Raw genomic sequence first — 16,176 nt, 5'->3', positions numbered from 1 at the left:
AAAATAATTCCTTACTATCTCCGCAATTCCCTAAATTTGTTCCTTAAATTTTAAACAAATGTTACAAGTACCTTTTATTAGAGACAACAAAGATTTTGTAATTACTCAATTAGCAATTAAGAACATAGATGCTACGAGTATAATTGATGCCGTTATTGCATTAGATGAAGACAGAAAGCGTATTCAAACATTATTAGATAATACGTTGGCAGAATCTAATGTGTTGTCTAAAGAAATTGGGAATTTGTACAAATCCGGAGAAACTCAAAAGGCTAATCTTTTAAAGAAAAAAACCAGTCAGTTAAAAGACAAATCAAAAGAATTAACCGATGAGCTTGGTAATAAAGTTAACGAGCTAAACGAATTACTTTATAAAATACCAAATGTTCCAAATGCCATTGTACCTGCTGGAAATTCAGAAGAAGATAATGAAGAAGTTTTTAAAGAAGGAACTATTCCTGTTTTACATGAAGGTGCATTACCACATTGGGAGTTAGCAAAAAAATATGATATTATAGATTTTGAACTTGGTAACAAAATCACAGGTGCTGGATTTCCTGTTTATAAAGGAAAAGGTGCTAGGTTACAACGTGCATTAATTGCTTATTTTTTAGATAAAAATACAGCAGCAGGGTATACCGAATATCAGTTACCACATTTAGTAAACGAAGCATCTGCTTTTGGTACAGGACAATTACCAGACAAAGAAGGGCAAATGTATCATGTTACTGGAGATAATTTATATCTAATCCCAACGGCCGAAGTACCAGGTACTAATATTTTTAGAGACACGTTGCTTAACGAGAGTGATTTACCTATTGGTATTACAGGGTATACACCATGTTTTCGTCGTGAGGCAGGAAGTTATGGTGCGCACGTAAGAGGTTTAAATAGATTACACCAGTTTGATAAAGTTGAAATTATTCGTGTTGAACACCCAAGTAAATCTTATGAAGCTTTAGAAGGTATGATTGATCATGTAAAAAGCATTTTAAATGAGTTAAAATTACCATACAGGCTTTTACGATTATGTGGAGGAGATACATCGTTTGCTTCGGCTTTAACATACGATTTTGAAGTGTTTTCAACAGCTCAAGACCGTTGGTTAGAAATTTCATCAGTATCAAATTTTGAAACTTTTCAAGCAAACCGTTTAAAGCTTCGTTTTAAAAATAGTGAAGGTAAAAACGAACTAGCACATACATTAAACGGAAGCTCTTTAGCGTTACCAAGAGTACTTGCTGGTATTTTAGAAAATTATCAAACTAAAGACGGTATTGTTATCCCTGAGGTACTTCAACCTTATACTGGTTTTAATATTATTGATTAAAAAATATCATACCACAAAAAGAAAGTAAAAACCTGCAAAATTGCAGGTTTTTGTATTTATAATCGATTAAGTGTAGTATAATTAAGCTGTTTAACGATTTTAGGTTCATTTGTTTTGTGTTTTCATATTTGTTTTTGACATTAGCATAACCAAACCTAGTAAACTTAACCTACCATGAAAAATGTTAAACGCCTTGTGCTTTTATTTGCATTGATTTTTTTCGCAAGTAAGGTTTTGTTTTCAGATTTCGAAATATCTAAATCCGAAAATAAAACAGTAGCAATTGTAAGTAAATAATTAACGGTTTTATGAAAATTATACCTTAATACAACGTGTTAAGGCTTCGTTTATAATGGATATTTTTAATAAAAATTAAAGATTGTCCCCAATCATGTACGACATTGTTTTTTTTTAACGGTTAGTTAAATAAAATAGGACATTTATTTTGGTTGGTTAGTGCCCGAATTTTATTCGGGCATTTTTTATAATAATATTTAAACGAGTTCAACATCTAAAAATCACAATTGTTATATTTACAGCATGAGATTTTCAATTCTTTTTATTGTTTGCCTTTTTACTAGCACTATTATGTTTGCTCAGGCAGATGATATACTTGCTAAAGACTATTATAAAAATGGGGAATACGAAAAGGCTTTACATGAATATAAAAATCTATATAAAAAATCGCCTTCTAATATTACGTATATAAATCAAATAGTTAGTGCATATCAACAGTTAGAACAATATAAAGAGGCTGAGGTTTTTTTGTTAAAATTATTAAATCGAGTAAAATATCCTGCTTTTATAGTAGAGTTGGGGTATAATTATCAACTTCAAAACGATTTAGAAAATGCTACCATAAATTATAATAAGGCTATTGCTACTATTGATGATAGGCCAATTAATGCATCACGTTTGGCTAGAACTTTTCAAAGTCACTCGCTCTTAAAAGAAGCCATTGTTTCTTATGAAAAAGCGATGTTACTAAAACCCGATTATAATTTTAATTTACAATTAGCTCAGCTATATGGAGAACAGGGTGATATTGAAAAAATGTTTATTAGTTATATTGATTTTATAGAAAAAACCCCTAATCAATTAAGAAACATAAAACGTCCGATTAATGATTTTATATCTGAAAATAGTGAGAGTGAAAATAATATATTGTTCAGAAAAATTCTCCTTAAAAAAAATCAACAAGAACCTAATTTACTATGGAATCACTTATTAAGTTGGTTATTTATTCAGCAAAAAGATTATAAAAAAGCTTTTATACAAGAAAAGGCTATTTTTAATAGACAGCCAGAAAGTTTAAGTAGTATTGAAGATTTGGCTGATATGTCTTCTAGTGATAATGATAATGAAACTGCAAAAGAAATTTATGCATTTATAATACAAACAGCGCAAGATCAAGATACATTATTACACGCGCAATACAGGCTACTTCAATTAGAAATAAAAGAAGCAACAAAAGAAGATTATAATATTATAAAGATTAAATATTTAGCTTTATTTGAAGAATTTGGAAACTTTTCACAAACGTTAAACCTTCAAATATCATATGCGCATTTTTTAGCGTTTTATATGAATGAAACAGCAAATGCAACATCTTTTTTAGAAAAAACTTTAAAATTACCTTTAACCGAATTAGAAAAAGCAGCTGTTAAATTAGAATTAGGAGATATTTTAGTATTACAAGAAAAATTCAATCAAGCTTTAATTTATTACACTCAAATTCAGCGGAATTTAAAAAACAGTACCATTTCTCAAGAAGCTAGGTATAAAGTAGCAAAAGCAAGCTATTATAAAGGCGATTTTAAATGGGCAGAATCTCAGCTTAAAATTTTAAAAGCATCTACATCTCAGCTTACAGCTAATGATGCACTCGAATTAAAACTACTTATTACAGATAATAAATATGAAGACTCTCTACAAACAGCACTAAAACTATATGCAAAAGCTGATTTGTTAGCTTTTCAAAATAGAAATAATGAAGCTATTAGTTTATTAGGCAAAGTTTTAAACGAACACAAAACTGAGCCTATTATAGCACAAGCATTATACAAACAAGGACAATTGTTTGAAGGAAAACAACAATTTGAAAAAGCAGCTGCAAATTATAAATCTATTATTGCTAACTATCGAGACGGTATTTTAATAGACGATGCCCTTTATAAATTAGCAGAACTGTATACAAAGTATTTAGAGCAACCCGAAGAAGCTAAAGAATTATACGAGCAAATTCTTTTTAATCATGCCGATAGCATTTATTTTGTTGAAGCTAGAAAACGTTTTAGGGCTTTACGGGGCGATGCAATTAATTAGATAATTAAACATACAAAAAACGAATAACTTCCAATGTACATATATAACGTAACAGCAAACATAGACGAATCTATTCACGATGAATGGTTAATTTGGATAAAGCAACATATTCCAAAAGTATTAGCCACTGGTAAATTTGAAAAAGCAACTTTAACCAAGGTTTTGGTTGAGGAAGATATGGGAGGGCTTACTTATTCGGTACAATACCGTTCGTATTCTCGCGAAGCTTTAGATGCTTATTTTAGAGACGATGCCGATAAGTTAAGAGAAGAAGGTATGAAAAAATTTGCCGATAAAATGTTAGCTTTCAGAACCGAACTTCAAATTATTGATGAGTATACGGTAAACTTTAAATAGTTTTTGTTATTCCTGTAAAGGCAGGAGTCCATTTAATAGATTACTTTTGCATTTCAAACATTCGTAAATTCGTGGCATATAACAACCAAAATCAAGTTAAAGCAAAGAAACATTTAGGGCAACACTTTCTAAATGATGAATCTGTAGCGCAACAAATTGCCGATACACTAGCTTTAAAAAACTATAAAAATGTTTTAGAAATTGGTCCAGGAATGGGTGTGCTTACTAAGTATTTACTTAAAAAAGACATCACAACTTATGTTATTGAAATAGATACCGAATCGGTAGAATATTTACAAGCCAATTACTTAAATCTGGCGCCTAGAATTATAGAAAAAGATTTTTTAAAATACGATTTAAACGAAGTTTTTAAAGAAGAACCTTTTGCAATAATAGGAAACTTTCCATATAATATTTCAACACAAATTGTTTTTAAAACGTTGGAAATGCGTAATCAAATTCCAGAATTCTCTGGAATGTTTCAAAAAGAAGTTGCACAACGTATTTGCTCGAAAGAAGGCAGTAAAGTCTACGGGATTTTATCGGTTTTAGTACAAGCATTTTATGATGCCGAGTATTTATTTACTGTACCACCAAATGTTTTTAATCCGCCACCAAAGGTAGAATCTGGTGTTTTAAGACTTACTAGAAAAGAAGATTATTCATTACCATGTGATGAAAAGTTGTTTTTTAAAGTTGTAAAAACAGCCTTTCAGCAACGTCGAAAAACCATTCGTAACAGTTTAAAAACATTGAATTTAAGCGATAGTTTAAGAGAAGATAGTATCTTTGGAAAACGTCCAGAACAATTAAATGTGCAACAGTTTATAGAACTTACCCAATTAATTGAAAAAGACGTTTAGAATTTTTTAAATTTTTTCCATTTGTTAGAAGAAAACGAAAACATACAATTTCAGTTAACCGATGAACTTATAGAGCAAGTTGAGGTGCTTATCGAAAATCAAAGCGATAAAGAACTTCGAACCTTATTAGATGAGTTTCATTACGCCGATATTGCCGAAATTTTAGATGAATTAAATCTAGAACAGGCTATGTATGTTATTAAGCTTCTAGATTCTGAAACAACTGCAGATATTTTAATGGAACTCGATGAAGACAATCGAGAAAAAGTTTTAAAAAATCTATCATCAAAAGAAATAGCGGAAGAAGTTGAAGAGTTAGATACCGATGATGCTGCCGATATTATTGCAGAATTATCAGAAGAACGCCAACAAGAAGTTATTTCTCATATTGAAGACGAAGAGCATAAAGAAGAAATCACAGAACTTCTTGCCTATGATGAAGATACTGCGGGTGGGCTTATGGCAAAAGAACTTGTTAAAGTTTACGAAACATGGACGGTTGCTGGTTGTATGCGAAGAATTCGCGGTCAAGCCGAAGAAGTAACACGCGTACACTCTATTTATGTAGTAAATAAGCAAGAAAAACTTATTGGTAGACTATCTTTAAAAGATTTAATTGTTGCTAAAAACGAGCAAAAAATAGCAGATCTAGTTAAGATTAATGTAGACTATGTTAATGTACATGATGATGTAGAAGATGTTGCCAGAGTCATGCAAAAATACGATTTGGAAGCCATTCCTGTAGTTGATGATAATCATAAACTTTTAGGGCGTATTACTATTGATGACATTGTAGATGTCATGAAAGAAGAAGCTGAAAAAGATTATCAATTAGCAGCAGGTATTACACAAGATGTGGAGGCCGATGATAGTATTTGGGAACTTACAAGAGCAAGAATTCCTTGGCTTTTCCTAGGGCTCATTGGGGGTATAGGAGCTTTTTTAATTATGGGAGGTTTCGAAGAGTCTTTCACAGGAGATGCTTTTAAACTTTTCTTTTTTACGCCTTTAATAGCAGCAATGGCAGGTAATGTTGGAGTGCAATCAAGTGCTATAATTGTACAAGGTCTTGCTAACGACGATGTTAAAGGAAGTATTAATAGCCGACTAATTAAAGAAATGCTTTTAGCTGCATTAAACGGTTTAATATTAGCTGTCTTTTTATTCCTTTTCGTATGGATTACGCAAGCTGATTTTAATTTAGCGCTTGCCATTTCGGTATCACTTGTTGTAGTTATTATTGTGGCAGGATTAATTGGAACATTTGTACCTTTATTTTTAGATAAACGTGGTATAGATCCAGCAATTGCCACAGGGCCGTTTATAACAACAAGTAACGATATTTTTGGCATTTTAATCTATTTCATGATTGCCAAACTTATTTTAGGAATTTAATATTTGGGCGTTCCCTTTATCCTGAATTTAGTTCAGGAACAGGTCGCGCTTTCCGTTATATCTTTTTAAAAGGTTCTAGCTAATTACGAAGTTCTCTGTTACCTGTTAAATCTAGGGCTTCATTAAAATCAGTTTTATAATTTTTTAAAAAGGATGCCACTGCAATCGCTAACGCAAAACTTCGTAAATTTGAACCTTAATTTTTTCAAATGAAAATCCTTCACCTCGATACCAATCACGAACTATTAATAAATCAACTAAACGATTTAGGATTCACTAATCATGAAGATTATACTTCTTCAAAAGAACACATTGAAGCTAAAATTCAAGATTACGATGGCATTGTTTTAAGAAGCCGATTTACTATAGATAAGCAATTTTTAGATGCAGCAAAAAACCTAAAATTTATTGGTCGTGTTGGTGCAGGATTAGAAAACATAGATTGTGATTATGCCCAAACAAAAGGCATCACCTTAATCGCAGCTCCCGAAGGCAACCGAAATGCTGTTGGCGAACATGCATTAGGAATGCTTTTATCTTTGTTTAATAAACTTAATAAAGCAGATGCGGAGGTAAGACAAGGTAAATGGCTACGCGAAGATAATCGAGGTTTTGAGTTAGATGGAAAAACCGTTGGACTTATTGGCTATGGAAATATGGGAAATGCTTTTGCAAAAAAGCTGCGTGGCTTTGATGTAGAGGTACTGTGTTATGATATTAAAGCAGGCGTTAGTAACGAAAATGCGAAACAAGTTTCCCTGCAGGAGTTTCAAGAAAAGGTAGATGTTTTTAGTTTACATACGCCACAAACACCGCTAACTTTAGGAATGATAAATTCCGATTTTATTAATGGTTTTAAAAAACCGTTTTGGTTCATAAATACAGCACGCGGTAAAAGTGTTGTAACTCAAGATTTGGTTTCAGCATTAAAATCAGGAAAAATATTAGGTGCAGGGCTCGATGTTTTAGAATACGAAAAAGCATCGTTTGAAAACTTGTTTACAGATAAAATGCCTGAGGCTTTTCAATATTTAATAGATTCAGAAAACGTATTACTATCTCCTCATGTTGCTGGCTGGACCATAGAAAGTAAGGAGAAATTGGGACAAACTATTGTAGATAAAATTAAAGCTAAATTTTGTTAGTTTATTAAATGAGTAATTTAGAAAATGATATACAACCCGATTATATTTTCAGAATCAATAAAGCTTTAAAGTTTATTGATGCTAATCTTGATTCCAATTTAACATTAGATAAGATTTCAAAAGTAGCTTTATTTTCTCCTTTTCATTTTCATAGAATATTTAAAGCCATTACAAATGAAACTTTAAATTTATACATAACTAGAATACGCATTGAAAAAGCAGCTTCTGTTTTAATGCGAAAAAAAGACGTGTCTATTTCAGAATTGTCTTTACAATATGGTTTTACAAGTAACACATCTTTTACAAGAGCATTTAAAAAGTTTTATGGCGTATCTCCAAGTGAATTTAGAAAACAAAGCCCAAGTAAATTTAGCAAGATACGTCAAGTTGAAAGCAAGAACGGACAAGAAAGTTTAGTTTTCGAGAAATACATTTGCAACATTAATAATCTAAAACAATGGATAGAAATGAATGCAAAAATTGAGATTAAAGAAACTCCAGAATTAAAATTAGCGAGCATCATTCAAATAGGTGTTGATGGCATTGAACATACTTTTGAAAGATTAATAAAATGGGCGATTCCAAAAGGGTTAATGAACCATCCTGAAGCTAAATTGGCTAGAGTTTTTCATGATAGCTTTAAAATTACAGCACCAAATAAAGTACGTATGAGTATTGGTTTACTTACAAACGAGCCTTTTGAAAATGAGGGAGAAATTATATTAGAAACCATTAAAAAAGGGAAGCGTATTGTCGCGCGTTTTGAGATAACACCAAATGATTTTGAAAAATCATGGAGCAGCCTTTTTATTTGGATGAATGAGAATGGCTATAAAAAAGCAACACAAAATCCTTTCGAAATATATCATAACGATTTTAGAACGCATCCTGATAATAAATTTATTGTAGATTTTTATATTCCTATTGAATAAAACAACTTTTTTAAACCATAATTAATTTGGACTTTTTTGAAATTTTAAGAGATTACCATTTAACCTTATTACAATGGTCAGCCATTGGATTAGCCGTTTTTTTATTAGGTTTATCAAAATCCGGAATTAAAGGTATAGGCATTATTATTGTGGTTATTTTAGCCTTTGTTTTTGGTGAAAAAGCATCTACAGGTATATTATTACCCATGCTTATATGTGCTGACGTCTTTGCCGTTATTTATTATAATAGGCATGCAAAATGGGACATTATAAAAAAACTAATTCCTTGGATGATTACTGGTGTTTTGGTAGGTGTTTGGGTAGGAAATGATATTTCGGAGGTATTTTTTAAAAGACTTATGGCAATCATTATTATTGTGTCTGTACTAATCATGTTTTATTCAGAAAGCAGAAAATCAAATAAAGTACCAACAAATAAATTGTTTTCTAGCGGAACAGGTTTTTTGGCAGGTTTTACAACTATGATAGGTAATTTGGCAGGTCCAATTTCAAATATTTATTTTCTCGCCATGCGTTTTCCTAAAAATGAGTTTATTGGTACTGCAGCTTGGTTGTTTTTTATAATAAATGTCTTTAAACTACCCTTTCATATTTTTGTTTGGAAAACGGTTTCAATAGAAACTTTGGTTTTAAACTCTGTTTTAATTCCACCAGTTATAATTGGATTTTTCTTAGGAGCTTATATTGTTAAGCTTATTTCTAACGTAAACTACAGACGTTTTATATTAATTGTTACTGCGATTGGTGGTGTTATTATGCTTTTCAAATAAATTAATTTTTGTAACATTATTATTAGTTGTTATACAAACAGTTAGTAATAATTCAATTTTTACTATTTTTATAATCTAACCAAAATAATAATATTATGTCTGATGAAAAAAGTTTAAGCGATGACCTAAACGATATGTTAGGAGACGCAAAAGAAGGTTCTAAAAAAGCAGCTGATAAAGCTGGTGAATTTGCAGAAGATGCAAAGGAAAAAGCTAAAGAATTTGCTGAGGATGCTAAAGAAACAGCATCAGAGTTTGCAGAAAGTGCCAAAGAAACCTTTGATAAAGCAACTGGAGAAAATAAAAAAGTGCTAGCAGGTGTTTTAGGTATTTTACTTGGAGTTTTTGGAGTTCATAAATTTATCCTTGGTTATCAAAAAGAAGGTATTATAATGTTATGTATTACAGTTATATCAATACCATTGATGTGTTTAATTATTGGGGCCTTAACTATATATATCTCTCCTTTAATTGGTTTAATTGAAGGTATTATCTACTTAACAAAATCAGATGAAGAATTTTATAACACATACCAAGTTGGAAAAAAACCTTGGTTTTAATTAGATAGATATTCTAAAAAAAGTCAAAAAAATACGTTTTGACTTTTTTATTTAAAATTAACATCGTAATATTGCAATATATAAATAACAAGAATATGGGAATTACTAAAACAGATATGTTTACTGAAAAGCAAAATGATTTAGCACAGTTTTTTAAAGTGCTAGGTCATCCAGCACGTGTTGCCATACTTCAATATATAAGTAGTCAAAATACTTGTATCTGTAATGATTTAGTTGAGGAAATTGGTTTAGCACAAGCTACGATATCGCAACATTTAAAAGAATTAAAAAGTATTGGTTTGCTTAAAGGAGAAGTAGAAGGGAAAAGCATGTGTTATTGTATTAATGTAGAACGATGGATAGAACTCCAGAATCAATTAAACATGTTTTTTAATACAACTAAGTCTAACTGTTGTTAAACTTTTTGTCATTACTGCAAAGACAGAAATCTTTTAAATTGAAAATAAAATAAAGAAAAAATTTCCTCTTTTGAGGGAAGGAAAATAAAATTACTTAATTATGAAAACACAAGAATTATTTAAAGTATTAGAAGCTAATCAAGACAAATCTTTATTGTTTGAATACGCTCCAAATTTATTAGTTGGAGCTAATTATCATATTACTGAAGTGAAACATTTAACAGTTGATTCTGTAGATTGTGGTTCGCAAACAGATGCATGGAAAGAAACCATTATTCAACTTTGGGAAAGCCCAAGTGAATTAGGTAAAACGGAATACATGACTGTTTATAAAGCATTAGCAATTCTTAAAAAAGTTGGTAAAATGAAACCTTATGTTTTAGATACTGAGGTAAAATTTGAATATAGCAATGCAACATTTCATACGGCACAGTTATTTGTTAACGATTTTGATATACGAGGCAATAATTTAATAGTTAAATTAGCCGTTGAAAAAACAGATTGTAAAGCCAAAGAAATATGTGGTGTTCCAGAGGTAGAAGAAACGGTTTCAAGTAACGAACCTTGTTGTTCACCTGATGGAAATTGCTGTTAATTATAGATAATATGAATAAAACATTATTTACTGAAATTTCTAATAGTATAGATTCACTAGAAATAAATGAAATTTCTGAGGAAAGACAAGAAACCCTTCAAGGCTTAATAGATTATTTAAAAGATAAGCTTGAAGCAAAGCAACCTATTCGCTTAAATTTTATTTGCACGCATAATTCACGCCGTAGTCATTTATCTCAAATTTGGGCACAAACTATGGCTGCTTATTATAATATTAATAATGTGTCTTGTTATTCTGGAGGTACAGAAGCAACCGCCATGTTTCCAAAAGTAGGAGAGACTTTAACAAATCAAGGGTTTAAAATTTCTAAGCTTTCAGAAGAGAATAATCCTGTTTATAGTATTAAGTTTTCTGAAAACGAACCTGCTGTTATCGCATTTTCTAAGCAATTTAGTGATGATTTTAATCCTGCTTCAGAATTTGTAGCAATTATGACTTGTTCTTCAGCAGATAAAGGTTGCCCTATGGTTTTTGGATGCGATAAACGTATAGCAATAACATACGAAGACCCAAAAAAATCTGATGGTACCTCACAGCAAACAGAGACGTATTTAAAAAGAAGTTTGCAAATAGCAACCGAAATGAAATTTGTTTTTTCTAGTTTAACTTAGTTATATAATTGAAAATTAAAACAGAAATTTTTTAAGAGTTTCTGTTTTAATTTCCATTATTGCCCATAAATTTACGTTCTAATTCTGCTTGGAATTCTTCCATAACAGGCTTTACAGTGCTTTCAGGCAAGTCTGCAATTTTAATATACATAAGGCCGTCTACCGAGTTGTTAAATAACGGATCTACATTAAATGCTACTAAGCGAGCATTTTGTTTAATGTATTTTTTTAGCAGTACTGGTAAGCGTAAAGCACCTGGTTCAATTTCGTCAATAAACTTATCGAACTTATTTAAATCGGCCTCGGTTTCATCAAAAACAAAATCTTTGTCAGCATCTTTAAGTTTTACTTTAAACTCTTTTTTAGGATGCACGTATTGAGCAATATAAGGATCGTAATAATGTGATTTCATAAACTCAATCATCAATGATTTTGAGAAATTTGAAAATTGATTACTAATACTAACACCACCAATTAAAAACTTATGTTCAGGAAAACGTAATGTGGTATGTACAATACCTTTCCAAAGTAAAAATAAAGGCATTGGTTTTTGTTGGTATTCTTTAATAATAAATGCGCGCCCCATTTCTATAGATTGACTCATCATTTTATAAAGTTCGGGTTCAAACCTAAACAGGTCTTGTAAATAAAACCCATCAATACCATAGCGTTCAAATATTTTAGAACCTAAGCCCATTCTGTACGCTCCTGATAAAACTTTTTTTTCATTATCCCATAAAAACATATGATGATAGTACGAGTCAAATGTATCTAAATCTATGGCTTCATTGGTACCCTCTCCAACTTCTCTAAAAGTAATTTCGCGTAATCTACCAATTTCTGTAAGGATGTTTGGAATTTTTTCTGCTGGTGCTAAAAACACCTCATAGTTTTTACTTTGTAAAAGTCTAAAATCACCTTTGTAAAGCCCATCAATCTCTTTTGCCATTATAGCACTATCAACAGGTGTTACAATGTTTTTAGGGGCTTTAGGAGTTTTTAATGTAGATGATATATTGTCTAATATTTTCGATTTTTTTTCAAAAGTATTAGATAGCATATATGTTTTACGTCTTAAAAATTCTGAAAATTCTTCAATTGTATTATGTTCTTTTTGATCGGATACTGATATTGGTTTTCCAATTCTTACTTTTATAACACGTCGTTTTTGAGTTAATACTTCCGAAGGTAATTTGGCAGTTCTAAAAGTGTCACTAATTTTTGAAAGTTTATAAAACAGTTTACTGTTTTTAGCATGAAAATAAATAGGAACTACAGGAACTTCTGCTTTTTTTATAAGTTTTATAGCTGCTTCTTCCCAAGGCTTATCAACGACTAATTTACCATCACGATACGTTGATACTTCTCCAGCAGGAAATATGCCTAAAGGGTGTCCTTCTCTTAAATGTAAAATGGAATTTTTAAAACCTGCAATGCTAGATTTTACATCTTTTCTATCCTCAAAAGGATTAACGGGCATGATGTAAGGTTTTAAAGGCTCTATTCTGTGTAATAAAAAATTAGCAATTATTTTAAAGTCTTTTCGTTGCTCTAACATGAGTTTTAAAAGCAGAATACCATCAATACCACCTAGTGGATGGTTTGATACGGTTATATATGCTCCGTCTTTTGGTAGACGTTTTAAGTCTTCTTCAGGAATTTCAAATTTAATTTGGAACTCGCCTAAAATACTATCTAAAAAGTCAATATCTTTTAGATGTTTATTTCTATTGTAAAATTTATTTAGAGTAGATATTTTTAGCGTTTTCATAAGTAACCAACCAATAAATGTCCCGATAAATCCATATTTATCTAAATTTATTGCCTTTGCTACTTCTTTAGCCGTTACTAGTCCCGTATTTTGAGGTTTGGTCATGAATGTAAATGTACTAAATTGTTTGTTTAGTTACTACTTGAACGGTTTCTTGGGTTAATTGTTTTAATAACACAGTTTTATCACTTTCAATTTGAGTAATGGCCTTGTCATTATAATGCCTAATAGTGTAAAGAGACACGTTTTCATGGCATGTAACTTTAAATTTTGCTTTTAAATGATGTAATAATTTTTCAAGATTATTGTAAATATTATCAATACATACTGAAAAGCTTATTGCAGAATTTTGAATAACATCAACTTTCATTTTATACAAATGTAAAAGGTTGAAAATTTCACTAATGTTTTCTTCAACAATGTATGAAAAATCTAAAGATGAAAGTGAAATAAGTACTTGGTTTTTCTTAACAATGAAGCAAGGAATCATTGGCTTTAAAGTAATATCTTTCCCGATTTTTGTACCTGAATCTTCCGGATTTAAAAATGATTTAACAAATAGAGGGATTTCTTTTCCTTGTAATGGTTGTAATGTTTTTGGATGAATGACTGAGGCTCCATAAAATGCTAATTCTATTGCTTCTCGATAGCTTATTTTATTTAATAATTGAGCATTATCAAAATAGCGTGGATCTGCATTTAATACACCAGGAACATCTTTCCAAATGGTAACGCTTTCGGCATTTAAGCAATAGGCAAAAATTGCAGCAGTATAATCGCTACCTTCTCTACCTAGAGTTGTGGTGAAATTATTAGCATCACTACCTAAAAAACCTTGTGTTATATTTAATGTAGATTTATTGAATTTTGAAGATATTAACCGCTGTGTTTCTTCCCAATTAATATTAGCACGTCTGTAATAGTTATCGGTTTTAATATAGTCTCTTGCATCTATCCAATTGTTTTTTAAGCCAATAAAATTTAAATACTCACTTATAATGGTAGTAGAAGTTAATTCGCCAAAACCTATAACTTGGTCGTATAGGAAATTATAATCAGGCGATTTATTAACATTTAAAATACTCTGTAATTCATCAAAAAAAGTATTTATTTTTTTAAAAATAGCGTGGTTTTTGTTTTTAAATAATTCTAAAAGAATATCGTTATGATACTTTTTTACATCTTTAATTGAGTTTTGTAATTCAGCTTTATTTTCAAAATAATTTTTAATAACAACTTCTATACTATTTGTAGTTTTTCCCATAGCAGAAACCACAATAAGGGTGTTTTTAAAACCAACTTTTTGTAAAACAGATGCTAAATTTTTAATACCATTGGCATCTTTTACAGATGCACCACCAAATTTAAATACTTGCATATTATAATTTTGATATATAATTTTTAATACCTTTTTCGTTTAAATGTACAACGCGCCAGTCTTCCATAATATTGGCACCCTTTTTTTTGTAAAACGTTATAGCAGGTTCATTCCAATCTAATACATCCCAAACAATACGTTTTACATTTTCTTTATGACCGTGTTTTATAATTTCATCAAATAGTGCAGAACCTAATCCAGCACCTCTTATTTTTTCTCTAACTATTAAATCTTCTAGGTGTATTGCTTTTCCTTTCCAGGTAGAATAGCGGTTGTATCCTAAAGCAATGCCTTCTATTTTTGAGTTTGCTTCTGCAACAAAACAAAAGAAAGCTGGATGTTCACCAAAACCATCTTTTTCTAAATCTTCTACAGTTATTTCTACAGCTTCAGGCTCTTTTTCAAATTCGGCTAGCTCTTTAATAAGTTGATGGACATGTAGCATATCCTTTTTTTTAGCTTTTCTTATTGTAAAATCCATAATGAATAATAATGTTTTTCAAAGATACTTTAAACTTGTGATTTGTTAAGATTAATCTGTAACGAAAACGATGTAGTTCTTTAAATTTTATAGATATTTGTACAAACCAAAATAACATCTTTATGTCTCATAAAAAGCAAACATTAGGGGAATTTATTATTGAAAACCAGTCATCTTTTAAATACTCTTCAGGAGAATTATCTAGTTTACTTAACTCAATTAGATTAGCAGCAAAGGTAGTAAACCATGAAGTTAACAAAGCGGGTTTGGTGGATATAATTGGTGCTGCTGGCGATACTAATATACAGGGCGAAGACCAACAAAAGCTAGATGTATATGCAAATGATAAGTTTATACAAACGCTAACTAAGAGAAATATTGTTTGTGGTATTGCAAGTGAAGAAGAAGATGATTTTATAACAATTAATAGTCAAGATGAAAATCATCAAAATAAATATGTTGTTTTAATAGATCCGTTAGATGGTTCATCAAATATTGATGTAAATGTATCTGTAGGAACTATTTTTTCTATTTATAGAAGAGTAACTCCAGTAGGTACTCCAGTTCAACTTGAAGATTTTTTACAAAAAGGAAGTGAGCAAGTTGCTGCTGGTTATGTGGTTTATGGTACGTCTACTATGTTAGTTTATACTACAGGTGATGGCGTGAATGGTTTTACTTTAAACCCAGCAATTGGATCATTTTATTTATCGCATCCAGACATGAGTTTTCCTGAAGATGGTACTATTTATTCAGTTAATGAGGGAAATTATATTCATTTTCCACAAGGAGTTAAAGATTATATTAAATATTGTCAGCAAGAAGAAGGAGACAGACCTTATACATCTAGGTATATTGGTTCTTTAGTTTCAGATTTTCATAGAAATATGATTAAAGGAGGAATATATTTATATCCTCAAAGTTCAAAAAATCCTAAAGGAAAGTTACGTTTACTTTACGAATGTAATCCTATGGCGTTTTTAGCAGAACAAGCTAACGGAAAGTCTAGCGATGGATTTACTAGAACTTTAGACGTTGTTCCAACCGAATTACATGAACGTGTTCCTTTTATTTGCGGAAGTAAAAATATGGTTGAAAAAGCAGAAGCATTTATGCGAAATGCTAAGTAGATAATAAACATTAATATATAAAAAAAGCGAACTGAAAAGTTCGCTTTTTTTATATATTATATTAACAAACCA

The 16,176-nt window shown here is 30.5% G+C and carries 16 protein-coding genes; 13 read left to right on the top strand and 3 right to left on the bottom strand.

All coding sequences use genetic code 11. The features are described 5' to 3' along the window. Window positions 1–58: 58 nt before the first annotated feature. The 12 genes from serS (at window position 59) to ACH5TW_RS08840 (ending at window position 11,344) form a co-directional block, all read left to right on the top strand. The gene (gene serS / locus ACH5TW_RS08895) at window positions 59–1,330 is read left to right on the top strand and encodes a serine--tRNA ligase (protein WP_439336152.1); all 1,272 of its coding nucleotides are present in this window, start codon (window positions 59–61) and stop codon (window positions 1,328–1,330) included. 540 nt (window positions 1,331–1,870) lie between these two features. After that, window positions 1,871–3,655: a tetratricopeptide repeat protein gene (locus ACH5TW_RS08890; RefSeq protein WP_439336151.1), complete on the top strand. Its 1,785-nt coding sequence runs from the start codon at window positions 1,871–1,873 to the stop codon at window positions 3,653–3,655. Window positions 3,656–3,688: 33 nt separating this feature from the next. Next, window positions 3,689–4,012, top strand: coding sequence for a DUF4286 family protein (locus ACH5TW_RS08885; RefSeq protein ID WP_439336150.1), 324 nt, complete (start codon window positions 3,689–3,691; stop codon window positions 4,010–4,012). 71 nt (window positions 4,013–4,083) lie between these two features. Then, window positions 4,084–4,875: a 16S rRNA (adenine(1518)-N(6)/adenine(1519)-N(6))-dimethyltransferase RsmA gene (gene rsmA, locus ACH5TW_RS08880; protein WP_439336149.1), complete on the top strand. Its 792-nt coding sequence runs from the start codon at window positions 4,084–4,086 to the stop codon at window positions 4,873–4,875. A 21-nt stretch (window positions 4,876–4,896) separates the two neighbouring features. Next, the gene (gene mgtE, locus ACH5TW_RS08875) at window positions 4,897–6,270 is read left to right on the top strand and encodes a magnesium transporter (protein ID WP_439336148.1); all 1,374 of its coding nucleotides are present in this window, start codon (window positions 4,897–4,899) and stop codon (window positions 6,268–6,270) included. Window positions 6,271–6,479: 209 nt separating this feature from the next. Beyond that, a complete protein-coding gene (locus ACH5TW_RS08870; RefSeq protein WP_439336147.1) occupies window positions 6,480–7,415 on the top strand; it encodes a 2-hydroxyacid dehydrogenase in 936 nt (311 codons plus the stop codon). An 8-nt stretch (window positions 7,416–7,423) separates the two neighbouring features. Beyond that, a complete protein-coding gene (locus tag ACH5TW_RS08865; RefSeq protein WP_439336146.1) occupies window positions 7,424–8,347 on the top strand; it encodes an AraC family transcriptional regulator in 924 nt (307 codons plus the stop codon). Window positions 8,348–8,373: 26 nt separating this feature from the next. After that, on the top strand, window positions 8,374–9,138 hold the full coding sequence (locus tag ACH5TW_RS08860) for a sulfite exporter TauE/SafE family protein (protein ID WP_439336145.1): 765 nt from the start codon (window positions 8,374–8,376) through the stop codon (window positions 9,136–9,138). A gap of 95 nt (window positions 9,139–9,233) precedes the next feature. Next, a complete protein-coding gene (locus ACH5TW_RS08855; RefSeq protein WP_439336144.1) occupies window positions 9,234–9,698 on the top strand; it encodes an NINE protein in 465 nt (154 codons plus the stop codon). Window positions 9,699–9,793: 95 nt separating this feature from the next. After that, window positions 9,794–10,117, top strand: a complete 324-nt coding sequence (locus ACH5TW_RS08850) for an ArsR/SmtB family transcription factor (RefSeq protein ID WP_439336143.1) — start codon at window positions 9,794–9,796, stop codon at window positions 10,115–10,117. A gap of 100 nt (window positions 10,118–10,217) precedes the next feature. Then, window positions 10,218–10,712, top strand: coding sequence for a DUF6428 family protein (locus ACH5TW_RS08845; protein WP_439336142.1), 495 nt, complete (start codon window positions 10,218–10,220; stop codon window positions 10,710–10,712). A gap of 11 nt (window positions 10,713–10,723) precedes the next feature. Beyond that, on the top strand, window positions 10,724–11,344 hold the full coding sequence (locus ACH5TW_RS08840) for an arsenate-mycothiol transferase ArsC (RefSeq protein ID WP_439336141.1): 621 nt from the start codon (window positions 10,724–10,726) through the stop codon (window positions 11,342–11,344). A gap of 46 nt (window positions 11,345–11,390) precedes the next feature. Here ACH5TW_RS08840 and ACH5TW_RS08835 read toward each other — a convergent pair whose 3' ends face one another. From ACH5TW_RS08835 to ACH5TW_RS08825, 3 genes are read right to left on the bottom strand one after another with little or no spacing between them, the layout of a single operon-like run. Continuing rightward, window positions 11,391–13,220 carry a GNAT family N-acyltransferase gene (locus ACH5TW_RS08835; protein WP_439336140.1) on the bottom strand — a complete coding sequence of 610 codons (1,830 nt, stop codon included), beginning with the start codon at window positions 13,218–13,220 and terminating at the stop codon, window positions 11,391–11,393. A gap of 13 nt (window positions 13,221–13,233) precedes the next feature. Further along, complete coding sequence (locus ACH5TW_RS08830; protein WP_439336139.1) at window positions 13,234–14,493, bottom strand: aspartate kinase; 1,260 nt, start codon at window positions 14,491–14,493, stop codon at window positions 13,234–13,236. Window position 14,494: 1 nt separating this feature from the next. Beyond that, complete coding sequence (locus tag ACH5TW_RS08825; RefSeq protein WP_439336138.1) at window positions 14,495–14,974, bottom strand: GNAT family N-acetyltransferase; 480 nt, start codon at window positions 14,972–14,974, stop codon at window positions 14,495–14,497. A 122-nt stretch (window positions 14,975–15,096) separates the two neighbouring features. Between ACH5TW_RS08825 and fbp the strand changes: the two genes are divergently transcribed. Then, window positions 15,097–16,104, top strand: a complete 1,008-nt coding sequence (gene fbp, locus ACH5TW_RS08820) for a class 1 fructose-bisphosphatase (RefSeq protein WP_439336137.1) — start codon at window positions 15,097–15,099, stop codon at window positions 16,102–16,104. The last annotated feature ends 72 nt before the right edge of the window (window positions 16,105–16,176 follow it).

Source organism: Thalassobellus sediminis (assembly GCF_044386045.1).
Classification (GTDB): domain Bacteria; phylum Bacteroidota; class Bacteroidia; order Flavobacteriales; family Flavobacteriaceae; genus Thalassobellus; species Thalassobellus sediminis.
This window is presented reverse-complemented; position numbering and strand designations above follow the sequence as displayed.